Consider the following 23,472-nt stretch of genomic DNA (forward strand, 5'->3'; position numbering starts at 1 on the left):
CTGAATAGATAATATTGAGGGCAGCCCAGAGGCTGCCCTCACTGTATCAGAACAGGATCTGCTGGCCCTGCTCCGGGATCTGCGCCTTAATACCGGCCTCTGCCAGTACCTCTTGCAGTATCTGCTGTGCCTCAGGTTCGCCATGCACCAGATAGAAATCGGGCGTGCCACCAATGGCGGTGGCCCAGCGTACTAGCTCAGTTTGTCCGGCGTGCGCAGAAAAGCCGCCAATGGTGTGCAATTTGGCTTTTACCACCGTGTCCTGACCGAAAATTTTCACCCGCTTTTCACCATCCACCAAACGCCGGCCGAGCGTGCCTCTGGCCTGAAAACCAACAAAGATGAGATGGTTAGTGTTTTTCCATAAATTATGTTTCAAATGGTGCACAATGCGACCACCATTACACATGCCGCTGCCAGCTATAATAATAGCGCCATGAGTAACTCTGTTGATTGCAGTGGAATCCTCAACGGTTTCTGACACCTTTAGCATCGGCAACAGCTGCTCCAGTGTCATGCCCTTCTTATAACCGATTTTGTCCAGATCTGCCTGCTCCAGCCGGTGCAGATACTCACTGTAAATTTTGGTAATACTGATAGCCATGGGGCTATCCAGAAATACCAAGCGCTGCTTTAGCCGCCCCTGGCGGTGTAATAGCGCCAGGTAATACAGAATTTCCTGCGAGCGCCCCAGGGCAAAGGCCGGAATAAACACATTGCCGCCATCGTTATAGGCTTGTTCTAACGCTGTCGCAAACTCCTCGATGGTATTATCCAGCGGTTGATGGTTACGATTGCCATAGGTACTTTCCATCAGCACAATATCGGCCTGGTCAATCTCGGTTGGTGCCGGCAGCAGTACAGTCGCGGGATTCCCCAAATCACCGGAGAACACCAGTTTTTTCATCGCCTGCTTACCCTTTAGCCAGAGCTGCACTATGGCCGACCCCAGAATATGGCCGGCATCAGCAAACTCCAGCTCAACGCCCTGCAGCGGAAAGGCCCTTTTGTTATAGCCCAGCACCCGCACTAAGTCACTCACCCGTTCAGCATCCTGCAGCGACATCACCGGCTCATAGATTTTCTTACCGGCACGGGCGGCTTTACGGTTTTGCCATTCCAGATCTTTTAAATACAGATTGACGGAGTCCTTTAACAGCACCGGTAACAGTTCGGCGGTGCCCGGGGTACAGTAAATATTGCCGCCAAAGCCTTTTGCCACCAGCAAAGGCAATAAGCCACTATGATCAATATGTGCATGCGACAGAATAACGGCATCAATATCTTTTGGTTTAAATGGGAAGCGGAATTTATGCCATTCTCTGACCTGATCCGCGCCCTGCACCATGCCACAATCAAGTAAAAACTGTTGTTGATTGATTTTTATCAGATAACAGGAACCGGTGACCTGCCTGGCGGCGCCGATAAAGGTTAAACTGGCATTAACTGGCATGGTTAATTTCCTCATGGTTCACCGCGCTAGTTTGCGGTGCTTGTTGGGGTCCATGCAATTTGGCAAGTGCCAGCATAGCCCGGGTTAATTGTTGGTTAAAACGACGCAGCTCGGCAAAACGCAACAGCTGATCGCCGCCGGAGTCATTACTTAAACGTTCGGTCAGCACCAGCAGATACAGCTGTTCTTTCAATTTTTGCCGTTGCCGCATCAAATCACGATAACAGCTACGGATCTGCTGGGCATCATCCGGCCAATGTGCCGAACTGAGTTGTTGCCATAAAGTCTGTTCTGGCACAAAGGCTTTTGGGTCGCGCTCAGCCTGCTCTGCGAGCTCAGGTAGTAACTGTAATGTCATTTCTAACCTTAGCTGATTTTTGATTAGTTCGTTTAATGCCTGCGATTCCTGCTCTGCCAGCTGGCTTTTGCCCAACAAGGTTAAATAGTGGCTGATCTCACTTTGTAGCTGCCGGATATGCTCAATACTCTGGCTTGATAATGTCTTGCCCTGACTTAACAGCAAAGCCTGACCGCTTATCAATTGCCCAACCCTTAAACTCTCCATACTCAGGGTCTTAATGGCTACTGCCGGAATACTCAGGCTGGAGGCATCCAACACTCGTAATTGGCCGGCTTTTTGTGCCCGAAAGCGGCTATTTAAGAACAATACCAACCTGCTGGTCAGCGGCCACATCAGAAGTACGCCCAGAATATTAAATAAGGTATGAAACAGCGCCAAGCTAAGCGCCGGATTCGGGTCGTGAAACAGCGCGCCCTGTAGCAAGCTGATTAACCACAGCAAGGGAGTCAGAATAATGATAGCGGCGATCCCGGTTACCACGTTAAAGATCACATGTAACATGGCTAACCGCTTGGCTTTTGCCGTCGCAGCTAAGGTCGAGATAATGGCGGTGGAAGAAGTAGTACCTAAATTTGCCCCTATCACAAAGGCAGCCGCCACTGATAAAGGAATAACACCAGTTGAGGTCGCGGTAATGACCAACGCCAATACAGCAATTGAAGCCTGCATCACCACCGTCAGCAAGGTGCCAATTAACACCCCAAGTAACAGGCCCCAGACACCAAGCTCGCTGAGCAGAGAAAACTCAATATCGACAAAGACGGTATCGAAACTGTCTTTTAAGTACGCCAGTCCCAGAAAAAATAAACCAAAACCAACCAAGGCTTCGCCAAAACCTTGCCGTCGTGCCGATTTTGCGAAGAGTTTTAATAAGGCCCCCACGCCGATCAGCGGCATCGCCAGCGCATCAATTTTAAATTGCATGCCGACTAACGCCACAAACCAACCGGTCAGAGAGGTCCCGACATTACTGCCATAAATGACAAAAGCAGCATTTTGCAGCGACAAGATACCAGCATTTACAAAGCCGATGGTGGTAACAGTAATTACGGTTGAGGATTGCACGGCGACGGTGGCGGCCGTACCAAAGAGCAAACCCTGCCAGGATTTTTGGGTGCTGCGTTCGAGGAATTGCATCAGGGAGCGACCGGCTGCAGCTTTTAGCCCCTTACTCAGCCAGTCCATACCCAGCAGGATTAACCCGAGCGCACCCAAACCAATTAAAATATCTGATAGCATAGCCTTCCTTTTTGCTTTTCTATGTTATAACCCAACTTTACAACGCCTTAGCTGTTTTGTATCAAAAAAGTAGTAATAAAGGGGATCTTGTCATGACCGAAAGCAATGCTTTATATAAACGCCATTTTGCCACGGCCCAGGAATCATTAGACGCTATCTCGCGACTGCAGGACCATGACTCCTACAAACTGGCCTTTGCCGATACCGGTTTTTTAATGCAGGATGAGCTGCGGCATGTCCGGTTACAACTGGAATATCTGAAACCGCAACTGGTGCTGGAGCAGCATCAAATTAATGCCACCATAGTGGTATTTGGCAGCGCACGTTTCCTGGCACCTGCTGATGCAGCAAAGCAGCTGTCGGAAGTGAAACAGTATGTTATTACAGAGCCAGATAATCCGGCTGCTATTCATGCATTACAGCAGGCCGAACGCGATCTTAAGAATAGTCGCTATTATACTGCGGCGCAGGAATTCGCCCGTCTGGTCACTCAGCATAGCTGTCAGCATCCTGACTGCGCGCTGACCATTATCAGTGGTGGAGGCCCGGGGATTATGGAAGCAGCAAATCGCGGTGCCATGGAGGCTAACGGTAAAAGTATTGGCTTAAATATTGTACTGCCGAAAGAGCAGCACCCTAACCCCTATATCACCCCGGAATTCTGTTTCCAGTTTCATTATTTTGCCATTCGCAAAATGCATTTCCTACAACGGGCACGGGCGCTGGTGGCCTTTCCGGGTGGCTTTGGTACGCTAGATGAGTTGTTTGAAACCCTAACCCTGATCCAAACCAGAAAAGCAGAACGGGTACCGGTTATCCTGTACGATAAAGCTTTCTGGCAACGCTTGATCAATTTCGAGATGCTGGCAGAAGAGGGACTGATTAGCCCGCAAGACCTGGAACTGATTCAGTATGTCGACAGCCCGGAGCAAGCCTGGCAGGTGATTTATGATTTCTATCAGTTGGGTAAGTAGTATCCATAATTTCGGGCGCTAACTGCGCCCGTCTGCCGCTTTTTGCAGTAATTGCTTACTTTCCTGCAGAAATTGCTGCGCCAGCTCGCCGAAGAACTGCTGGCCCTTGGCAAATTCCGCCATTAAACCGGCTTTATCCTGCGCGGCCAACAAGCCCAGCAGCTGAGTAAAACGCTGCTGATAACGCTGCAGCAGCGCCGTCACATCAGCGGATGACAACATAATATCGGCATAAAGTTCAGCGTTCTGTGCAAACAAGCGCCCCACCATCGCCAGCTCCAGCCGGTAAATCGGTGAACTGAGTGCCAACAGCTGATGTAAATCAGCCTGCTCTTCGGCTAGATGCACACCATAGACCAAAGAGGAAAAATGCCGCATCGCCTGGATCAGCTGCATGGCGCTATCATGCTCTTCCGCGTCCTTAGTCGTCAGCTCCGCGCCCCAGATCACCAGTTGCTTTAATAACCACTGATAATCTTCCGGCTGCCGGCCATCACAAACCACGACTACCTGCTTAATCAAATTATTGATGTCCGGACCAAACATCGGATGTAAGCCAACGACAGGCCCGCTATGCTGCGCCAGCATCGCTTGCAGCGGCCGTGCCTTAATGCTGGTTAAATCGGCCAGTACGCACTGTGCAGGCAGTGTCGGTAACTGCGCAATCACCTGCTCAGTCAGCGTAATAGGTACCGCCAGTAATACCAGGGCGGCATCCTGACATAGCTGGGCTGCCTGCGGCCAGTCCTGAGGTTCCAGTATTACCACCTGATAACCGGAGCGTTGAAATAAGCTGACAAACCGCCCACCCAGCGCCCCGGCGCCGCCGACCACCACCACTTTGCCGCCACTGGGCCGGCAACAGACAAAGTGCTGATCCTGGGTAGCATAAGACTCGCGCATCACCCGGCGTAACAAGTCCTCGACCAATTCCGGCGAGACGCCTTGCGCCAGCGCTTGCTGTCGTCTGGCGGCAAGTAATGCCTGCTCACGCTCCGGCACATAGACCGGCAATGCATATTGTTGCTTCACCTGCCCAACCTGGGCTGTGACTCTGGCCCGGCGCGCCAATAGCTCGACGAGTTCACTGTCCAGCTGATCAATTTGCTCTCGCAGCGGCTGTAACGCCGCTGCAGCTACATCACTGGGCTTCACCTCAGGCCACCGCCGCCAGTTGCCGCATTTGTTGCGCTAAACTTTCCAGTAAATCTGCGGTTGTTGACCAGTCAATACACGCATCCGTGACTGAGACACCGTATTTTTCCGCTTTGCCATTGACGATATCCTGCCGCCCGGCCTGTAAGTGGCTTTCCAGCATAATGCCGATAATGGCATTATTGCCGGCCAGGCGCTGCGCCAACACCTCTTGTGCCACCTGCGGTTGCCGGTTATGGTCCTTATTGGAATTGCCATGGCTACAGTCTACAACAATGCCGTGCGGTAATTTAAGTTTATCTAACTGCGCCAACGCAGCCTCGATGCTGGCGGCATCATAATTAGGTTTGGCACCACCACGCAGGATAATATGCCCATCCGGATTACCGGCGGTTTGGATCAGGCTGACCTCACCTTTTTGGTTAATGCCAAAGAAGGTATGACCGCTGGCAGCCGACTGCAGGGCATTAAGTGCGACACTTAAGCTGCCATCAGTACCATTTTTAAAACCAACCGGCATTGATAAACCACTGGCCATCTCGCGGTGAGTTTGCGACTCCACAGTACGGGCACCAATCGCCGCCCAGCTAATCAGATCCGACATATACTGCGGGCTGATCGGATCCAAGGCTTCGGTCGCCACCGGCAATTCCAGCTCGACCATTTTCAATAACAGCTCACGGCCCCAGGTTAAGCCGGTCTCTAAATCGAAAGAGTCATCCAGGTGGGGGTCGTTGATAAAGCCTTTCCAGCCGACTGTGGTACGGGGCTTTTCAAAGTATACCCGCATCACGATATACAAACTGTCCTGATAGGCTAACTGCAGTGCTTTTAACTTATTGGCATATTCAATGGCAGCGACAGGATCATGGATTGAACACGGACCTGTTACCACTAACAAACGTTTGTCACGGCCGTGAATAATATTGGCGATGTCAGCGCGGGCCTTGGCAACAAAGTCCGCGCCTTGCTCCGATAACGGCAATACCCGTTTTAATACAGCCGGCGAACTTAAAGGTTTCTGCGCCACTATGCGCAGGTCATCGACGATCATGGACACGATTGAGCTCCTTTGCAGTGCTGCGGAGACTAAGCATAGGCAAGAGTCTGGGCTTATGCCGCCTGCCGACGCAAAAAATCGTTATTTTTCGCTATCTGCGCTAAGCAAGCTGTGCAAAAACTCGATCCAACACCGTAAACTTATCGATACAGCACGTATCTATAAAATTACAATAAGCCGGAGTTTACGGATAGATGGCTATCAGGTCAACCCTGAAAAGCAATAAAAATAAGGATAAGTGCGCTTTTAGCGCAGAAACGTAAAAGTATATTTAACTTTACAGCGGCGTAGCGAAATAGCGAATTCAGCTAATGAACAGCAGGAAGAGGTTACAGACGCTGTAAGATTTTTTGATACGCCAGTGAGATACGGACAAAGGTGGTTTTATCGCCGCCCCGATCCGGATGATGTTTTAGCGATAAACGCCGAAAGGCTTTTTTTAGATCGCTCAGGCTGCAAGGCCAATCCAGTTGTAGCAGCTGTAACGCCTCATCATCATTGAGCTGGATAGTGCTGCTGCTAACGCCATGGCGCTGCTGATAGTACTGCCAGAAGCTCGCCAGTCGCTTACTTAATGCCACCGGCGTCATCCGCCAATAGTTTTGCCAGTCGGCATAATAGGCTGCCTTGCTATCGGTAAGCAGCGGTAGATGGTCTTGCCAGGGCGCAATTTTAATCCGCGCCAGGCCAATATCCAGATAAGCGGTACTGCTTAGCGCCCAACGTTCTGCCAGTCGGTACAGCAAGTGATACAGCACAAAATGGCGTTGGAACAGTGCAAACTGGCTGTCTTGAATGGTGGTAAGGGGTTTTAAATCCAGCAGGGTCAGAAGTTGCTGCTCTGTCAGCTCGCCAAAACGGCGTAACAGGATCTGCTCCAACCGAAGCTCCAGTTGTTGCAGCTGAGTGGGATTAAGCGGTGCTGTAGCAGTCAGTTCTGCCATAAAAAAACAGGGCCGGCATAGTGCCGGCCCTTAACAGCTTAGTTAAGCTTTTCGCGGATACGCGCTGATTTACCTGAACGATCGCGTAAGTAGTAAAGCTTAGCACGGCGAACGGCACCACGACGTTTAACGGTGATGCTGTCTACCAGCGGGCTGTGCGTCTGGAATACACGCTCAACACCTTCGCCATTAGAGATTTTACGTACGGTGAATGAAGAGTGCAGACCACGGTTACGCTTGGCGATAACAACGCCTTCGTAAGCCTGTAAACGGGTTTTGTCACCTTCTTTAACTTTAACCTGAACCACTACAGTGTCACCTGGAGCGAATGCAGGAACGTCTTGTTTCAGTTGTTCCTGTTCAAGTTGCTTGATGATGTTTTGGCTAACTTTGCTCATAACAATCTCACTTTACCTGGAGTTAACTATCTTGCTGCTGCAACGCCTGGTATTCCTGTTGGAATTCTGCCAGTAACTTGCGTTGCTCCTTAGTCAGAGCCAGGGAATTTAACATATCCGGCCGTCTTAACCAGGTTCTACCGAGAGCCTGTTTCAGACGCCAGCGTCTAATTTCTTCATGGTGCCCACTCAGCAATACGGCGGGTACCTGTTTGTCTGCTAACACCTCAGGGCGGGTATAATGTGGACAATCCAACAAGCCGGCTGCAAACGAATCCTGCTCAGCAGATAAATCATGTCCCAAAACCCCGGGCACCAGTCGCGACACGGCATCAATTAACACCATTGCCGGCAACTCGCCCCCACTTAGTACGTAATCGCCGATTGACCATTCTTCGTCAATTTCGGTTTCGATCACGCGCTCGTCAATTCCTTCGTAACGGCCTGCTACCAGGAGCAGTTTCGGATGTTTTGCCAGTTCAGCCACACCTTGCTGGTCTAATTTGCGGCCTTGCGGCGACAAATAAACCGTATGCACCTTACCTCCCGCTGTGGCTTTCGCCGCACGAATGGCATCGGTCAGTGGCTGCACCATCATCAGCATACCGGGGCCGCCGCCATAAGGCCGGTCATCAACAGTCCGATGCTTATCCGTGGTAAAATCCCGCGGGTTAAAACACTGAAGCTGAATAATGCCCTGCTTTACAGCCCGACCAGTGACACCGTATTGCGTAATCGCCTGAAACATCTCCGGAAACAGTGAGACAACGCCCACCCACCTTGGTTGTTCCTGCATTAAAACGCCGGATCCCAATCTACTGTGATTTGCTTCGCGGTTAAATCCACCTGCTTGATCACGGTCTGATCAAGATAGGGAATTAAGCGCTCACCCTTACCAAAGGCATCAGTCCGGTTGGCTTTCACCACTAACACATCGTTAGAGCCGGTTTCCATTAAGTCGGTTACCACGCCCAGATCATAGCCTTGCTCATTCACTACTTTCAGCTCCATCAGATCTTTCCAGTAGTACTCGCCATCGTCCAGCGCCGGTAAGGCATTGGCAGCAACCGCGATTTCAGCATTGACATAGGCCTGCGCCTGTTCCCGGACATTAATGTCAGTCAGTTTGGCGATTAAGCCATTACTATGCCGTTTCCAGCTGCTGACTGTTACTGTCTGCCAGTTACCCTGAAATTTGACCTGCCAGGGTGTGTAATCAAAAATCCCTTCCGGGATGTCCGTGTAGGAGTTAATTTTTAGCCAGCCATTGATGCCATAAACCGCACCAAACTTGCCAAGTACTACAAAATCTTTTTCACTCAACAGTGACAACTCCACACGCCTTGCTAATTAAGCAGCTGCTTTCTTAGCGTTTTTTACCAGAGTGGCCACGCGATCACTCAGTGCAGCACCTTGTGCTACCCAGTGGTCAACGCGATCCAGGTCCAGACGCAGTTTCTCTTCAGTGCCGCTGGCGATTGGGTTAAAGAAACCCACGCGCTCAATAAAACGGCCATCACGAGCAAAACGGCTGTCCGCTACCACAACTTGGTAAAATGGACGCTTTTTCGCGCCACCACGTTGTAAACGAATAGTTACCATACCGTCCTCTAATTTCAATCGTTCAGGTTTTAAAAAATAACAAAGCCCGCAGTCGGACTGCAGGGCTGCTGCATTGTACGGATTTTTGCCGCGAATGCAAGGCATTTCGCGGCCTGGCAACCCGTCACACCAGGATCAGCGCGGTGGTAACATACCGGGTGGCAACTTGCCGCCCATGGCCCGCATCATCTTCATCAGGCCACCTTTACCACTCATCTGTTTCATCATTTTCTGCATCTGGGTAAATTGTTTCAGCAGCTGATTGATCTCCTGCACCTGTGTGCCGGAGCCGGCCGCTATGCGTTTTTTACGCGAGCCTTTTAGCAGGTCCGGAAACTCACGCTCTTTGGGCGTCATCGAATTAATAATGGCTTCCATCCGCACAAACTGCTTTTCATCTAACTGACCGGCGGCACCGGCCGGCAGATTTTTCATCCCCGGCAGCTTGTCCATCAGTGACATCATGCCGCCCATGCTACGCATCTGTACCAGCTGCTCGCGAAAATCTTCTAATGAAAAGCCTTTGCCTTTCATCATCTTCTGCGCCATTTTCGCGGTTTTTTCTTTATCGACTTTCTGCTCAAGCTCTTCAATCAGGCTTAGCACATCGCCCATACCTAAAATGCGCGAGGCGATACGATCCGGATGGAACGGCTCTAAGGCATCGGTTTTCTCACCGGTACCGATAAACTTAATTGGCTTACCGGTGATATGGCGGATAGATAAGGCGGCACCACCACGGGCATCACCGTCTGCCTTAGTTAGGATCACCCCGGTTAATGGCAAGGCTTCATTAAAGGCTTTAGCCGTATTAGCCGCATCCTGACCGGTCATGGCATCGACCACGAACAGGGTTTCAATTGGTTTTACCGCGACATGTAGCGCCTTGATTTCATCCATCATCTCGCTGTCGACATGCAGACGACCGGCGGTATCGACCAGCAGCACATCAAACATCCGGGTTTTGGCATGCGTGATGGCAGCGTTAACAATAGCAACCGGCGCCTGTGAGATGTCGCTGGGGAAAAACTCAACATTGACCGCTTTGGCCAGGGTTTCCAGTTGCTTAATAGCAGCTGGCCGGTAAACGTCGGCCGATACCACCAACACTTTTTTCTTTTTCCGTTCGGTCAGAAACTTTGCCAACTTACCAACAGAGGTGGTTTTACCTGCCCCCTGTAAACCCGCCATCAGAATCACCGCCGGCGGTTGGGTATTCAGGGCCAGCTCTTCATTCGCCTCGCCCATGGCTTCTTCCAGGGCTTTACGGACGATTTTTAGAAATTCCTGCCCCGGGGTCAGACTTTTGCTGACCTCCAGACCAACAGAGCGCTCTTTGATCTGGTTGATAAAGTCTTTAACAACCGGCAATGCCACGTCAGCTTCGAGCAGTGCCATTCGCACTTCCCGTAGCGTTTCTTTAATATTGTCTTCAGTAAGACGACCACGACCACTAATATTTTTCAGGGTCCGGCTTAAACGATCTGACAGATTTTCAAACATAGCGGAGATCCAATTCGGTAATTGCGCCGATTATAGCGCGTTGTACTGTTATCGTCAGCCTTAAGCGCATCTTACTGTATGCTGCTGGGCTTTACCCGAAACTTGCAATACAATAATCCACTTACTGCGTCACAGGAGTGTTAAGTATGCCGATGTTGTTACCCGCGCTGGCTTTGGTTGCCTATACGGTTGCAACTGTTACCCTGCTATTGCGGCTATTCCATCCGGCCGGGCCAAACTTTAAACTGGTTTTCAGTGCCGGCACCCTGGGTGTGGTATGCCATATGCTCAGCCTGGCAGGCAGCATCTTTACCGAGCAGGGACAAAACTTCAGTCTGTTGAACGTTAGCTCATTGGTCGCCTGGCTGTTAACCCTGGCGGTAACCCTGATTTCCCTGCGCAGTCCGGCTGTGTTGCTATTACCTATAGTCTACACCGCCGCCGCCTTACTGCTACTGGCTGGTCTGTTTATTCCCGGCACAGTGCTGTTACAGCATTTGGGACAAAGCCCGGGGCTGCTGGCCCATATTGGTTTGGCTTTTAGCGCCTATGTGGTGCTGATTATGGCCACGCTGTACTCAATTCAAGTGTCTTATATCAGTTATAAACTGAAACATAAAAATTTCTCTGGTGTCAGTCGCTTTTTGCCGCCATTATTACAGGCAGAGCAACTGCAATTTCGCTTGCTGGCAGCCGGTACCGCCTTGTTAATCCTGGCACTGGCTAGTGGCGTACCCTATATGAAAAGTTGGGTCGACCATAAAACGCTGCTTAGTTTGCTGGCACTAATTGTATTCGGAGTGCTGTGCTGGGGGCATGCCCGTCAGGGCTGGCGCGGTAGAGCCGCGGTATCTCTGACTTTAGTCGGCAGTGTTGTCCTCACCCTGGCCTATTTTGGCAGCCGCTTTGTAAAAGAAGTCCTGCTGGGCAGATTCTGAAACCGCTCTACACTTTGTCAGGCAATAAAGGTAATTAACTTTTGGACGCAATCTCAACCAGTACACTCTTTATTATTTTGGGAGTGCTACTGTTCATCTCGGCCTATTTCTCGGGTTCAGAAACAGGCATGATGTCCGTTAACCGCTACCGGTTAAAACACCTTGAAAATGAACAACATAAAGGCGCAAAGCGGGTAGCCGAATTATTGGACCGGCCAGATCGGCTGATCGGTTTGATCCTAATTGGCAACAACCTGGTGAATATCGCTGCCTCAGCGATTGCGACCATCATCGGGATGCGACTGTATGGCGATGCCGGTATTGCTATTGCAACCGTGATCCTGACACTGGTGATCCTGGTATTTGCGGAGGTCACGCCAAAAACCCTGGCGGCACTGCATCCGGAGCGGATCGCTTTTCCAAGCTCCGCCTTACTAAAACCGCTGTTAAAACTATTTTATCCGCTGGTCTGGTTAATTAACTGGATCACCAATGGCTTACTGGCCGTGATGGGCATTAGCCCGGAAAAACATCAGGGCAACAGTCTGAGTGCAGAAGAGCTCAGAACCGTGGTGCATGAAGCCGGCGCCCTGATCCCGGAACAACATCAGAATATGCTGGTGGGGGTACTGGATTTAGAGAATGTTACCGTAGATGACATTATGACGCCGCGTAACGAAATCGCCGGTATCGATATTAACGACGAATGGAAAGATATCGTGCGCCAGCTGGCAAACGCCCAGCACAGCCGGGTATTGCTGTATCGGGACAGTATCGATGATGCCCTTGGATTTATTCACCCACGGGATCTGGTGCGGCTGCTGCTTAAAGATCAGTTTAGCAAAGCAACCTTGCTACGCTCTGTACACGAAATTTACTACATTCCGGAAGGCACACCACTTAATACGCAACTGCTGAAATTTCAAAGTACCAAGGAACGTATTGGTCTGGTAGTTGATGAATACGGCGATATTCAGGGGCTGGTAACGCTGGAAGATATTCTGGAAGAAGTGGTGGGTGAATTCACTACTGATGTGCTCGAAGATAAACACGAGGCGATTATTCAACAACCGGACGGTTCTTACCTGATCGACGGCAGCATCAGCCTGCGGGATTTAAACCGGCAAATGCAGCTGGAATTTCCAACCGACGGCCCGAAAACACTGAATGGCCTGTTACTGGAACATCTGGAAGAGATCCCGCAAGGCGCAATGAGCGTTAAGCTGGCCGGCTATCCACTGGAAATCGTCGATGTGCAGGATAATATGATTAAAACGGTGCGGCTGGTTCTGACACGCTAACCAGCCACCAAGCCACAGACTAACCAAATAGCAGGCGGCGTAACCAGCCGCGCTGCAGTTCTTTCTCACAACCTTTTAATTGCTGCTGGTAAATCCGGGCTCTGTCGTCAACCTGACGCGCGGTTCTGAGCAACCAGGCCTTTTGCTGATGGCTGCCGCGCCGGTAACCACCCCAGCCCTCGTGGTAGTTCAGATAAAGCCGGTACGCATCATCTTTCGGCACCTTATTCACCTGATGGGTTTTATCGATATACCAGCCGATAAAATCCACCGCATCCGCAAAGTTACTGCGGCTGGCAAACAGTCGACCGGTATCCTTGACATAGTCGTCCCAGGTTGGGGTTTTTGCCTGAGAATAGCCATATGCGGAGCTCGCCCGACCATAAGGGATAAAACCAAGAAAATAACGCATAGGCGGCCGGGCGTTGTGCCTGAAACCACTTTCCTGATACATAAAACTGATCGGCACAGCGATCGGCACGCCCCATTTGTCACTGGCATTGGCGCTGGCTTTATACCAGGAGCGGTTCTCACGAAAGATCTCACAGATATCGCTTTTATTCTGCGGTGGCGGCGTCGCGCAGCCGGTTAGGACTGCAGATAAACCTATGATGATCAGGAGTTTATTTTTTTTAATCTTTTTTTGAACTATCAGCATAAGGGGGATTCTAACAAGGTGCATGGATGCAACCAAGTTTTTTGTTTTCCCTGGATTCTCCTTTACGGCTACCACCTGGTAGCCGTTTTTTTATCTGCTATTCGGCGGTACAGGCTGGTACTTCTCGAAAGTAGTCAGCCAGGTACTGTTCAAAGCTCAGGGTATCAGCCGCTTCGATTTGCTGCTGCCGTAGTAACGACTGTTCCGCCGCCGCAGCAAAGTCCTGTTCGCTGTAGTATTGATATGGCTCTGTCAGTAGCTGGCTACGATAGCTCTCTGCCAACTGTCGCATATAGGGACCATTGTCCTGCCGGGTGCTCAGCAGATGGTTGAGGATCTTACCGGACGGCGTTTGTGCCGGATCTAATAAACTTAAATAATACTGCCGCATTGCCGCCTGATAGCGGTCGGTCTGATACGCCTGATCCAGCCATTTGGCTATTGGCATCATATCGGCAAACAGTTGTTCAGCCCAATCCTGCATCAGGCGTGGCTGACCGTCCTGCAACAGCTCCAGATTCGTGCGCCGGCCATCAGTCACCACCTTTTTCAGGTTCTGCTCAGTAACCTGCTGCTCGGCAGCTGATAACGGCGGGCTTTGCTCCAGTAAACAGTACAGTAGGAACACATCCAGAAAACGCATTTGTTCAGCACTAATACCAATACTACTGAACGGATTGACATCCAGCGCCCGGACTTCGATATATTCCACGCCCCGCTTGGCCAAGGCACAGGTCGGCCGCTCGCCCGATTCGGTGGTGCGCTTAGGACGAATAGTCGAGTAAAACTCGTTCTCAATCTGCAGCACATTACTATTCAGCTGCTGAAAAACACCATCCACCTTGACACCAATGCTCTGATACTCGGCAGAGGGCTGGGTAACAGCCGCATGCAAACCACTGATATATTCCGGCAAACTATTATAAGTAATATTTAAACTGGATTGAGCGCTGTTGGTATAACCTAAATCACTCATCCGCAGTGAGGTCGCATAAGGCAGGTAAAGCGAACCCTTACCCAGTTTCTGGAACGCATAACGCGACTGTCGCCCTTCTAAAAAGGACTGACACATCGCTGGCGACGCGCCAAACAAGTAGACAATAAGCCAGGCAACACGCTTGTAGTTGCGGATCAATGACAGATACTGTGCCGAAACAAAATCTTGCAGCGTCGCGTCGTCCTGTAACAACTGCTGATACGCTTGCCAGAAGCTTTGCGGTAACGAGAAATTAAAATGCACGCCACTGATGGCCTGCATCATACTGCCGTAGCGGTTTTTCAGGCCTTGCCGGTACAGAGTTTTCATCTTCCCGACATTCGACTTTCCGTACTGTGCTAACGGGATCTGGTGCTGGTCGGTAATAAAACAGGGCATACTGGCTGGCCATAACCGTTCATCACCCAGTTGTCGTACCGTAAAGCGATGAATATCCGCGAGTTGCGCCAGAGTTTGTTCAATGTCCTCACCGGCAGGGGTAATAAACTCGAGCAGTGATTCTGAAAAATCGGTGGTGATCCAGGGGTGTGTCAGGGCAGAACCCAGCGCACTGGCATGGGCGCTTTGTGCCAGACTGCCATCCTGATTAACGCGTAAGGTCTCGCGCTCGATCCCACGCTTAATACCAAGGATACTCTGCTGTCGTCCCTGCTGTTGCAGCGACGACAAAACTGCGGTGATGCTAGCGCTCAAGATGATTCCTTACTAAGAATGGCGTTCCCCAATGATTGGGGAACGCCAAGCTGATATCAAGAGGTGGAACACAAAATTGGGTATAACGCTGTGAGCCTGGTAGCAGGATCAGTTGCCGGCGTCAGTTTTTTCGGGTTTGGCGCTCTCCGCTTTAGCTGCTGTCTCATCCAGAAAATCAGCATCTTCGGAATCGCCCACCACATGCTCCAGTTTAAGTTTGCGTACGCTACGAAAGGTCGTAATGGGTCCCGAGCAGGCATAAGCAAAGAAAATGATAAATAACATTTGCGCCGGCCGTGCAGCGATGACCACAAAGACCAGCACCACCAGCAAGATCGTCAGAAAGGACACCCGATCACGCCAGTTCAGGTTTTTAAACGAGTTATAGCGGAAATTACTGACCATCAAAAAGCCAGCGGTGATGGTCAGTAAACCCACCAGATAGCCGTACTTATCACCATCAATCTCAAAACTGGCACCGTTCCAAACCATACCGGCCACCAGGGCAGCCGCTGCCGGACTTGCTAAGCCCTGAAAGAAACGGCCATCTGTTACGCCCAGATTGGCGTTAAAGCGCGCCAAGCGTAACGCGGCACAGGCAACATAAATAAAGGCCGCCAACCAGCCGAACTTGCCAAGATCTGCCAGCGCCCAATTATAGGCAACTAACGCCGGTGCCACACCAAAGGCCAGTAAATCAGACATACTGTCGTATTGTGCCCCAAATTCACTTTGGGTATTGGTTAAACGCGCTACGCGGCCATCCAGGCCATCAAAGATCATTGCGATAAAAATCGCCACAGCAGCGGCTTCAAAACGACCGTTCATTGATGATACGATGGCAAAGAAGCCTGAAAAAAGCCCGGCGGTTGTCAGCAAGTTAGGTAACAGATAGATCCCTTTACGCGGACTAGTATCACTGTTTTTTAATTCTGTCATAAGGCAACTTCTAAAATAACGATTACACTGATTATAAGGGACATAACATAACATGGATAGAACCATGGCAAAAGTGAAGTACATCTTTCTCGGCACCCTGTTATGCCTTGCTCCGCTGACCATCGCGCAAACGGTTTATAGCTGGCAGGACGCAAAGGGTGTGATCCATTTCTCGCAACAGCCGCCGGCTGAGGGAGAATATCAGTTAGTCACGATTAAGGTCGGCAGTGGTTCATCTGCCGTCACAGCCGTCGCACAAGGCGTAAGCTCAGGCGCGGTGCTGGATCCGGTGTTGTGTCAACAAGCTCGCGACCAGCTGGCGCTGTTAAATAGTGAACAGGAACTCTTTACCAAAGAAGCGAATCAGGAAGCGGTGCGCTTACTGACGGCAGAAGAGCGCCAGCAGCAGATCCTACTGGCGAACTTTGAGATCAGAAGGCGCTGCCCGGCCACACCTTAGCCGGGCTGCTTCACTGACGCTAACGCCGGCTCTGCACTGTAAACTGCTGACCATCATGGTCAACCACTATCGTGCTACCCGGCAAAAAGTTGCCTTGTAATAACGCCTGAGCCAGTGGGTTCTCCAGATACTGCTGAATCGCCCTCTTTAGTGGCCTTGCACCATATAAGGGGTCAAAGCCAACCTCTGCCAGTTTCTCAAGCGCCGCATCACTGACCTCCAACAGGAAATCACGTTGCTGCAAGCGTTGCCGCAACCGCTGCAACTGAATACCGGCAATTTGTTTAATTTGCCGATCATCCAGCGGATGGAATACCACCGACTCATCCAGTCGGTTTAAAAACTCCGGCCGGAACTGCCTGCTTAGCACATCCATCAACATGGTTTTCATTTCGGCGTAGCTGTACTCGCGATAATGCTCCTGGATCAGATCTGATCCCAGATTCGAGGTCATAATGATCACAGCGTTTTTAAAATCCACCGTCCGGCCCTGACCATCAGTCAGACGACCATCGTCCAACACCTGTAATAAGATGTTAAAGACATCGGGATGGGCTTTTTCAACCTCGTCCAGCAGGATCACTGAGTAAGGCTTCCGTCTGACAGCTTCGGTCAGATAACCGCCCTCTTCATAGCCAACATACCCCGGCGGTGCGCCAACCAAGCGGGACACCGCATGTTTCTCCATAAACTCCGACATATCGATCCGCACCATTGCATCCGGGCTGTCAAACAGGAACTGCGCTAATGCCTTGGTCAGCTCCGTTTTACCCACCCCGGTTGGCCCAAGGAATAAGAAAGAGCCAATGGGTTTGTTCGGATCAGATAAGCCGGCCCGCGAGCGGCGGATTGCATTCGCCACCGCACTGACCGCCTCATGTTGCCCCACTACCTTATCGTGCAAGGCCTCCTCCATCCGCAGCAATTTGTCACGCTCGCCTTCCAGCATTTTACTGACCGGAATGCCGGTGGCTTTTGATACCACATCCGCAATTTCCTGATCGGTCACCTTGTGCCGCAACAGCGTCATCTCCTGCATTTCCGCCTGCGAGGCTAAGTCCAGCTTTTTCTCCAGCTCTGGAATGCGGCCATACTGCAACTCAGACATCCGTTGCAGATCACTTGCCCGCCGTGCGACTTCCAGATCCAAACGAGCTTGCTCGAGATCGGCCTTAATATACTGGGTGCCCTGCAATGCCGCCTTTTCGGATTCCCATACCTCATCCAGCTCGTTGTATCGTTGCTCCAGCTCGTCAATTTGCTCACGAATACTATCGCGACGCTTTTTGCTGGCCTCGTCGGTTTCTTTTGCTAAGGCATTATCCTCCAATTTCAACTGGATAATACGCCGCTCTAAGCGGTCTAACTCTTCTGGTTTGGAATCCATCTGCATCCGGATACTGGAAGCCGCTTCATCAATTAAATCAATGGCTTTATCCGGTAACTGCCGATCACTGATATAACGGTGTGACAGTGTTGCGGCCGCGACGATCGCCGGATCAGTGATCTCTACCGCATGGTGCAGCTCGTAACGCTCTTTTAAACCGCGCAGAATCGCGATGGTATCCTCAACCGTTGGCTCCTCAACCAACACTTTCTGGAAACGCCGCTCCAGCGCAGCGTCTTTTTCAATATATTTGCGATATTCATCCAGGGTGGTAGCACCAAGACAGTGCAACTCTCCGCGCGCCAGCGCTGGTTTTAACATATTGCCGGCATCCATAGCACCATCAGCCTTACCGGCGCCAACCATGGTATGAATTTCATCAATAAACAGGATGATCTGGCCTTCTTCTTTGGCAACTTCGTTCAGTACCGCTTTTAACCGCTCTTCAAACTCACCTCGATATTTGGCTCCCGCCAGCAGCGCGCCCATATCCAGTGATAATACCCGCTTATCTTTTAAGCCTTCAGGAACTTCTTTATTAACAATGCGCTGCGCTAAACCCTCGACGATGGCGGTTTTACCGACACCGGGTTCACCAATCAACACCGGGTTATTTTTAGTGCGTCGTTGTAATACCTGCACGCAGCGGCGAATTTCTTCATCCCTGCCAATCACCGGATCCAGCTTGCCGGACTCAGCTCTGGCGGTCAGATCAATGGTGTATTTGCTCAGCGCCTGACGGGTATCTTCCGCATTGGCATCATCCACCTTCTGACCAGCACGGATTTGCTCTATCGCAGCGCTGACCTTGTCTTTATTTATCCCCAATAACTGCAGAATGCGGCCCAGCTCTGATTTATCCTCAGTCGCGGCCAACACAAACAGCTCACTGGAGATAAACTGATCTTTACGCTTTTGCGCCAGCTTATCGCATTGCTGCAACAGCTGAGCTGTGGCTGCTGATAACTGTAAGCTACCGGCATCACCTTCTACTCTTGGCAGACGCTCTATAGCCTGGCTGACTTTTGAGCGCAGTTCATTAAAGTTTACCGCCAGCTTGTTTAATAACTCGCGTACAGTACCGCCTTCCTGATTCAGTAAGGCAAACATGATATGTACCGGCTCGATAAACTGTTGATCACGCCCCAGTGCCAGCGATTGCGCATCGGCAATGGCTTCCTGAAACTTACTGGTGAATTTATCTAAACGCATTGGCAGGCTCCCGCTCTTACCCTAACTATGATGTGTAGTAAGATTGGGCGCTGTTGTGGATTTTTCAAGCAGCAAACGTCAAAAAATTGACTTACATCAACTTAGCGCGGCTACCTCAGGGTTCTAACCAGATAGCGCTGGCCTGGCGGCCGGTTTGACCATCACGCCGGTAGGAGAAAAAACGTGCTGAGTCAGTAAAGGTGCAATACTCTGCACCATAGATGGCTCTGACTCCGGCCCGCTGCAGCCGCAGACGGGCCAGCGCATAGATATCTGCCAGATACTTGCCGCCGGCTGAGCCGGTAAAGGCCGCTTCAGCCTCTGGCATCATCGCCACAAAGGCCTGACGCACCTCAGCGCCAACTTCAAAAGCCGCCGGCCCAATTGCCGGCCCGAGCCAAACCAATAACTCTGCTGCCGGAGCCTGAAAATGCTGCAGGCTTTGTTCAATCACCCCGCCAGCAAGACCACGCCAACCAGCATGCACCGCGGCGACTTCGGTGCCAGCTGTGTTACAGATCAACAGCGGCAAACAGTCCGCTGTCATCACCAGACAAACCTGTCGTGGCTGTCTGCTGTAGCTGGCATCTGCAGTCGGTAATGGCTCAGGCGAGTGCTGCGGTAAAGTTAGCACCTGATTGCCATGCACCTGATTAAGCCAAATCGGGGTTGCCGGCAGTTGCGCTAACAGCCCAAAACGTTGGCGATTAGCACTGACGTTGGCAGCATCATCCCCAACATGCCCACCAAGGTTCAAACTGGCGTATTGTCCGCCGGATACCCCGCCAAGCCGGGTTGAACTGACCGCTTTAACGCAAGCTGGCGCCGGCCAGTCAGGGTAAAGCAACTCCGATGGCAGATCAGGGCGCATAACGTTAATCAGGTCCATACTGTGACTTACACAAAGTCCATACCGTGTAACTGGGTATCGGCTTTTAAAGCGGCATTCAGCGCTACCATATCGTCCGGTAATGGCGCATGCCACTCCAGCAACTGGCCGGTTATCGGGTGCGCCAGCTTAAGCATAATGGCATGCAGCGCCTGGCGTTTAAAATTACGCATTAACTGCAATAACTGTTCGCTGGCCTGGCGTGGCGGTCTGGGCCGGCCACCATATACCGGATCGCCAACCAGAGGATGGCTAATAAAGGTCATATGTACGCGGATCTGATGCGTCCGACCGGTTTCCAGCCGCAGCCGCAGGCGGGTATGCGCCCGATACTTTTCCATCACTCTATAGTGGGTAACAGCCGGTTTACCATTTTCATTAACTGCCATCAGGGTTCTTTTGGTCTGGTGCCGGCCGATCGGCTGTTTTACGGTACCACCGCCGGTCATAGTGCCATAGCAGACCGCTTCATATTCACGGGTAATTTCCCGCGCCTGCATCGCCTCGACCAGATGGGTTTGTGCCGGAATAGTTTTCGCTATCACCATCAGACCGGTGGTGTCTTTATCCAACCGGTGCACTATACCGGCACGGGGGACTTCTGCAATACCAGGACAGTGATGTAACAAAGCATTGAGTAAGGTACCGTCCTGATTGCCTGCTCCCGGGTGCACCACCAGATCGGCAGGCTTATTGATCACCAGAATATGTTCGTCTTCAAACACGATATCCAGAGCGATCGGCTCGGCGTCAAAACGTTCCTCTTCCGGCAACTCAGCCAGGATATCGATTTGCTCTCCGCCCAACATTTTCTGCCGCGGAATGGCACAAGGTTCACCGTTCACCTGCACGCTGCTGGCCAGGATCCACTCTTTTATCCGCGATCGCGAATAATCCGGGAACATTTCGGCCAGAACCTGATCTAAGCGCTTACCAAAAAGGTGCTCAGGTACGATTTCTGAAAGTTTTAGCTGTTTTGTCATAACGGAAGCAGTTATCCTGTGTGCAACCCCGCGATATCTGGGGTAGAATCGCATGAGCGGGTATTTTAACGATTTTACGCCGGACTAGACAGCCATTTAGCCGAAGTAGTAACGGATTTTTACATGAAACTAAAATTTATTCTGATAGCCCTGTTAGCTGTGACCCTCACCGCCTGTGCCGGAAAGCCCAAGGATGAGCAAATTAATCCCAACCAAACCGCACAAGGGATGTATCAACAAGCTAAGGATGTTTTGGATGCCGGGCTCTATAATCGGGCAATTGAACTGTTAAAAGCGGTTGAAAGTCGCCACCCTTTCGGACCAATAGCTCGTCAAGTGCAACTAGATTTAATCTACGCCTATCACCAGGCAGGCAACTTACCACAAGCTTTAGCAACCATCGACCGCTTTATCCGGCTGAATCCGAATCAACCGGATCTGGACTATGTATATTATATGCGCGGTTTAACCAACCTGAAGGCCGACGAAAACGCTTTTCAGGAATTTTTTGGTATCGAGCGTTCCGACCGTGATCTATCCAGTACCCGGCAGGCGTTTGATGATTTTCGTATCCTGTTAAATAACTACCCAGAGAGTAAGTATGCTGCCGACGCCCGGGCAAGGATGGTTGCGATTAAAGATAATCTGGCCCGGCACGAGTTACTGGTAGCAGACTATTACCTGCGCCGCGGTGCCTTTCTCGCCGCTGCCAACCGGGGCAAATATGTTGTTGAGTTTTACCGTGACTCTCCGCTGGTAGAGCAGGCTCTGGAGATTATGGTGGAAAGTTACGATAAATTAGGGCTGGATAAGCTCAGAAGTGACACCGAGCAGGTATTACGGCTTAACTTCCCGCAGAATCGTCGCTTCCGCTAAGCTCATAAGTAATACCCTCAATATAAGCGCCTCTGCCTACGCAGAGGCGTTTTGTTTTATAGCGCTTCCAAGGCCTCAGCCAGGCGTGCCACAGCGACTACTTCCATCCCGGCAATAGGTTCCTTCGGTTTATTAGCCAGCGGCACTATCGCCCGTTTAAAACCATGCTTCGCGGCCTCTTTCAGTCGTTCCTGACCACTGGGCACCGGCCGGATCTCACCTGCTAATCCCACTTCACCAAATACCACTAAATCATTCGGTAATGGCTTATCCCGAAAGCTGGAGACTAACGCCAGTAAGGTCGCTAAATCTGCACTGGTTTCATTGACCTTGACTCCACCCACCACGTTAACAAACACATCCTGATCCGCCATCTGGATCCCGGCATGGCGGTGCATCACGGCCAGCAACATGGCAATCCGGTTTTGCTCCATTCCCAGCGTCACCCGTCGCGGATTATTCAGAGGCGAATAGTCAACCAGCCCCTGGATCTCTACCAGCAGAGGCCGGGTGCCTTCCCATAGCACCATAACGATACTGCCGGATTGATCTTCCTTACCACGGGTCAGAAAGATCGCGGAAGGATTCTTCACCTCCTTCATCCCCTGGCCAGTCATGGCAAACACTCCCAGTTCGTTAACCGGACCAAAGCGGTTTTTATGGCCGCGCAAGGTGCGGTAGCGATTGTCAGCGTCACCATCCAGCATCACTGAGCAATCGATACAATGCTCTAATACCTTAGGCCCGGCCAGAGATCCATCTTTGGTTACATGCCCGACCATGATAATAGCGATATGGTGCTGCTTGGCGAAGCGGGTTAAATGCGCCGCGCTTTCCCTGACCTGTGACACACTGCCCGGAGCCGACTGAATATCAGCCAGATGCATCACCTGAATTGAGTCAATCACCATAATGCGCGGCTTTTCCTGCTGCGCCAGCTGACAGATAGTTTCGACGTTCGTTTCAGCCAACATTTTCAATTCAGACATCGGCAATCCCAGGCGCTGTGCCCGCATCGCAACCTGCTGCAACGATTCTTCCCCCGTCACATACAGTGCGCCGCCCTGCGCGGCCAGGCCGCACATAATTTGCAGTAACAAAGTACTTTTTCCGGCACCGGGGTGACCACCGATCAGGATTGCGGATCCCGGTACTATGCCGCCGCCCAGTACCCGATCAAACTCAGCAAAACCCGAGCTAAAACGTGGCACATCCTGTAAATCGACCTCATCCAGCCGCATCACCCGAGCCACAGTAGCACCAGCATACCCCCCCAGCCGACTGCTACCGGCTTTCACGGCACCCAACCGGACTTCGCTGATACTATTCCAGGCACCGCACTCTGTACACTGCCCCTGCCAGCGCATAAAGTCAGCACCGCACTCATTACAAACGTATGCTGTTTTGTTTTTGGCCATTTTCTTTCCCGTTGTATTAAAGGCACAGATAT

At 51.2% G+C, this 23,472-nt stretch carries 22 protein-coding genes; 5 read left to right on the plus strand and 17 right to left on the minus strand.

Annotated features, from left to right (window positions below; all coding sequences use genetic code 11):
• Positions 1 to 46: 46 nt before the first annotated feature.
• A complete protein-coding gene (locus AJE_RS04040) occupies positions 47 to 1,453 on the minus strand; it encodes an MBL fold metallo-hydrolase RNA specificity domain-containing protein (RefSeq protein WP_008949787.1) in 1,407 nt (468 codons plus the stop codon).
• Entirely contained in the window at positions 1,443 to 3,053 is a 1,611-nt protein-coding gene (locus AJE_RS04045) for a Na/Pi cotransporter family protein (RefSeq protein WP_008949788.1), read from the minus strand. The genes AJE_RS04040 and AJE_RS04045 overlap by 11 nt, the downstream gene beginning before the upstream one ends.
• Before the next feature lie 92 nt (positions 3,054 to 3,145).
• Between AJE_RS04045 and AJE_RS04050 the strand changes: the two genes are divergently transcribed.
• Positions 3,146 to 4,027 carry an LOG family protein gene (locus AJE_RS04050; protein ID WP_008949789.1) on the plus strand — a complete coding sequence of 294 codons (882 nt, stop codon included), beginning with the start codon at positions 3,146 to 3,148 and terminating at the stop codon, positions 4,025 to 4,027.
• 18 nt (positions 4,028 to 4,045) lie between these two features.
• Here AJE_RS04050 and tyrA read toward each other — a convergent pair whose 3' ends face one another.
• From tyrA to ffh, 8 genes are all read right to left on the minus strand, one after another.
• Positions 4,046 to 5,182 (minus strand): bifunctional chorismate mutase/prephenate dehydrogenase, encoded by a 1,137-nt coding sequence (gene tyrA, locus AJE_RS04055; protein ID WP_008949790.1) that lies wholly within the window; start codon positions 5,180 to 5,182, stop codon positions 4,046 to 4,048.
• A gap of 1 nt (position 5,183) precedes the next feature.
• On the minus strand, positions 5,184 to 6,236 hold the full coding sequence (locus AJE_RS04060) for a 3-deoxy-7-phosphoheptulonate synthase (protein WP_008949791.1): 1,053 nt from the start codon (positions 6,234 to 6,236) through the stop codon (positions 5,184 to 5,186).
• 335 nt (positions 6,237 to 6,571) lie between these two features.
• Complete coding sequence (locus AJE_RS04070) at positions 6,572 to 7,186, minus strand: DNA-J related domain-containing protein (protein WP_008949792.1); 615 nt, start codon at positions 7,184 to 7,186, stop codon at positions 6,572 to 6,574.
• A gap of 38 nt (positions 7,187 to 7,224) precedes the next feature.
• Entirely contained in the window at positions 7,225 to 7,584 is a 360-nt protein-coding gene (gene rplS, locus AJE_RS04075; RefSeq protein WP_008609837.1) for a 50S ribosomal protein L19, read from the minus strand.
• Positions 7,585 to 7,606: 22 nt separating this feature from the next.
• Positions 7,607 to 8,380, minus strand: a complete 774-nt coding sequence (gene trmD, locus AJE_RS04080) for a tRNA (guanosine(37)-N1)-methyltransferase TrmD (protein ID WP_008949793.1) — start codon at positions 8,378 to 8,380, stop codon at positions 7,607 to 7,609.
• Complete coding sequence (gene rimM / locus AJE_RS04085) at positions 8,380 to 8,916, minus strand: ribosome maturation factor RimM (protein WP_008949794.1); 537 nt, start codon at positions 8,914 to 8,916, stop codon at positions 8,380 to 8,382. The genes trmD and rimM overlap by 1 nt, the downstream gene beginning before the upstream one ends.
• A gap of 18 nt (positions 8,917 to 8,934) precedes the next feature.
• Complete coding sequence (gene rpsP, locus AJE_RS04090) at positions 8,935 to 9,186, minus strand: 30S ribosomal protein S16 (protein WP_008609832.1); 252 nt, start codon at positions 9,184 to 9,186, stop codon at positions 8,935 to 8,937.
• A gap of 135 nt (positions 9,187 to 9,321) precedes the next feature.
• On the minus strand, positions 9,322 to 10,689 hold the full coding sequence (ffh, locus tag AJE_RS04095) for a signal recognition particle protein (RefSeq protein WP_008949795.1): 1,368 nt from the start codon (positions 10,687 to 10,689) through the stop codon (positions 9,322 to 9,324).
• 146 nt (positions 10,690 to 10,835) lie between these two features.
• On the opposite strand from ffh, the gene AJE_RS04100 reads away from it, so the two are divergent.
• Positions 10,836 to 11,627: a cytochrome C assembly family protein gene (locus tag AJE_RS04100; protein WP_008949796.1), complete on the plus strand. Its 792-nt coding sequence runs from the start codon at positions 10,836 to 10,838 to the stop codon at positions 11,625 to 11,627.
• A gap of 41 nt (positions 11,628 to 11,668) precedes the next feature.
• Positions 11,669 to 12,928 carry an HlyC/CorC family transporter gene (locus AJE_RS04105; protein WP_008949797.1) on the plus strand — a complete coding sequence of 420 codons (1,260 nt, stop codon included), beginning with the start codon at positions 11,669 to 11,671 and terminating at the stop codon, positions 12,926 to 12,928.
• A gap of 19 nt (positions 12,929 to 12,947) precedes the next feature.
• Here the strand turns inward: AJE_RS04105 and AJE_RS04110 are convergent, their stop codons facing one another.
• The 3 genes from AJE_RS04110 to pssA all read right to left on the minus strand — a co-directional run bounded on the left by AJE_RS04110 (position 12,948) and on the right by pssA (position 16,215).
• Positions 12,948 to 13,586 (minus strand): transglycosylase SLT domain-containing protein, encoded by a 639-nt coding sequence (locus AJE_RS04110; protein WP_008949798.1) that lies wholly within the window; start codon positions 13,584 to 13,586, stop codon positions 12,948 to 12,950.
• Between the two features lie 97 nt (positions 13,587 to 13,683).
• Positions 13,684 to 15,276: a glutamate--cysteine ligase gene (gshA, locus tag AJE_RS04115; RefSeq protein WP_008949799.1), complete on the minus strand. Its 1,593-nt coding sequence runs from the start codon at positions 15,274 to 15,276 to the stop codon at positions 13,684 to 13,686.
• 108 nt (positions 15,277 to 15,384) lie between these two features.
• Positions 15,385 to 16,215, minus strand: a complete 831-nt coding sequence (pssA, locus tag AJE_RS04120) for a CDP-diacylglycerol--serine O-phosphatidyltransferase (RefSeq protein WP_008609825.1) — start codon at positions 16,213 to 16,215, stop codon at positions 15,385 to 15,387.
• A 64-nt stretch (positions 16,216 to 16,279) separates the two neighbouring features.
• On the opposite strand from pssA, the gene AJE_RS04125 reads away from it, so the two are divergent.
• Positions 16,280 to 16,675, plus strand: a complete 396-nt coding sequence (locus tag AJE_RS04125) for a DUF4124 domain-containing protein (protein WP_008949800.1) — start codon at positions 16,280 to 16,282, stop codon at positions 16,673 to 16,675.
• A 19-nt stretch (positions 16,676 to 16,694) separates the two neighbouring features.
• Here AJE_RS04125 and clpB read toward each other — a convergent pair whose 3' ends face one another.
• The 3 genes from clpB to rluD form a co-directional block, all read right to left on the minus strand.
• Positions 16,695 to 19,274 (minus strand): ATP-dependent chaperone ClpB, encoded by a 2,580-nt coding sequence (clpB, locus tag AJE_RS04130; protein ID WP_008949801.1) that lies wholly within the window; start codon positions 19,272 to 19,274, stop codon positions 16,695 to 16,697.
• Between the two features lie 115 nt (positions 19,275 to 19,389).
• Positions 19,390 to 20,163: a peptidoglycan editing factor PgeF gene (gene pgeF / locus AJE_RS04135; protein ID WP_008949802.1), complete on the minus strand. Its 774-nt coding sequence runs from the start codon at positions 20,161 to 20,163 to the stop codon at positions 19,390 to 19,392.
• An 8-nt stretch (positions 20,164 to 20,171) separates the two neighbouring features.
• Positions 20,172 to 21,146, minus strand: a complete 975-nt coding sequence (gene rluD, locus AJE_RS04140) for a 23S rRNA pseudouridine(1911/1915/1917) synthase RluD (protein ID WP_008949803.1) — start codon at positions 21,144 to 21,146, stop codon at positions 20,172 to 20,174.
• Between the two features lie 123 nt (positions 21,147 to 21,269).
• Between rluD and AJE_RS04145 the strand changes: the two genes are divergently transcribed.
• Positions 21,270 to 22,022, plus strand: a complete 753-nt coding sequence (locus AJE_RS04145) for an outer membrane protein assembly factor BamD (RefSeq protein WP_008949804.1) — start codon at positions 21,270 to 21,272, stop codon at positions 22,020 to 22,022.
• A 56-nt stretch (positions 22,023 to 22,078) separates the two neighbouring features.
• On the opposite strand, the gene radA is transcribed toward AJE_RS04145, so the two are convergent.
• Positions 22,079 to 23,440, minus strand: a complete 1,362-nt coding sequence (gene radA, locus AJE_RS04150) for a DNA repair protein RadA (RefSeq protein ID WP_008949805.1) — start codon at positions 23,438 to 23,440, stop codon at positions 22,079 to 22,081.
• Positions 23,441 to 23,472: the final 32 nt, after the last annotated feature.

The organism is Alishewanella jeotgali KCTC 22429, assembly GCF_000245735.1.
In the GTDB taxonomy this organism is placed as follows: domain Bacteria; phylum Pseudomonadota; class Gammaproteobacteria; order Enterobacterales; family Alteromonadaceae; genus Alishewanella; species Alishewanella jeotgali.

Bases quoted from the DNA above. Each gene is read 5' to 3' on its own strand.
- AJE_RS04040 (WP_008949787.1), bottom strand. From the start codon at position 1,453: ATGCCAGTTAATGCCAGTTTAACCTTTATCGGCGCCGCCAGGCAGGTC.
- AJE_RS04045 (WP_008949788.1), bottom strand. From the start codon at position 3,053: ATGCTATCAGATATTTTAATTGGTTTGGGTGCGCTCGGGTTAATCCTG.
- AJE_RS04050 (WP_008949789.1), top strand. From the start codon at position 3,146: ATGACCGAAAGCAATGCTTTATATAAACGCCATTTTGCCACGGCCCAG.
- AJE_RS04060 (WP_008949791.1), bottom strand. From the start codon at position 6,236: ATGATCGTCGATGACCTGCGCATAGTGGCGCAGAAACCTTTAAGTTCG.
- AJE_RS04070 (WP_008949792.1), bottom strand. From the start codon at position 7,186: ATGGCAGAACTGACTGCTACAGCACCGCTTAATCCCACTCAGCTGCAA.
- rplS (WP_008609837.1), bottom strand. From the start codon at position 7,584: ATGAGCAAAGTTAGCCAAAACATCATCAAGCAACTTGAACAGGAACAA.
- trmD (WP_008949793.1), bottom strand. From the start codon at position 8,380: ATGCAGGAACAACCAAGGTGGGTGGGCGTTGTCTCACTGTTTCCGGAG.
- rpsP (WP_008609832.1), bottom strand. From the start codon at position 9,186: ATGGTAACTATTCGTTTACAACGTGGTGGCGCGAAAAAGCGTCCATTT.
- ffh (WP_008949795.1), bottom strand. From the start codon at position 10,689: ATGTTTGAAAATCTGTCAGATCGTTTAAGCCGGACCCTGAAAAATATT.
- AJE_RS04100 (WP_008949796.1), top strand. From the start codon at position 10,836: ATGCCGATGTTGTTACCCGCGCTGGCTTTGGTTGCCTATACGGTTGCA.
- AJE_RS04110 (WP_008949798.1), bottom strand. From the start codon at position 13,586: ATGCTGATAGTTCAAAAAAAGATTAAAAAAAATAAACTCCTGATCATC.
- pssA (WP_008609825.1), bottom strand. From the start codon at position 16,215: ATGACAGAATTAAAAAACAGTGATACTAGTCCGCGTAAAGGGATCTAT.
- AJE_RS04125 (WP_008949800.1), top strand. From the start codon at position 16,280: ATGGCAAAAGTGAAGTACATCTTTCTCGGCACCCTGTTATGCCTTGCT.
- clpB (WP_008949801.1), bottom strand. From the start codon at position 19,274: ATGCGTTTAGATAAATTCACCAGTAAGTTTCAGGAAGCCATTGCCGAT.
- pgeF (WP_008949802.1), bottom strand. From the start codon at position 20,163: ATGGACCTGATTAACGTTATGCGCCCTGATCTGCCATCGGAGTTGCTT.
- rluD (WP_008949803.1), bottom strand. From the start codon at position 21,146: ATGACAAAACAGCTAAAACTTTCAGAAATCGTACCTGAGCACCTTTTT.
- AJE_RS04145 (WP_008949804.1), top strand. From the start codon at position 21,270: ATGAAACTAAAATTTATTCTGATAGCCCTGTTAGCTGTGACCCTCACC.
- radA (WP_008949805.1), bottom strand. From the start codon at position 23,440: ATGGCCAAAAACAAAACAGCATACGTTTGTAATGAGTGCGGTGCTGAC.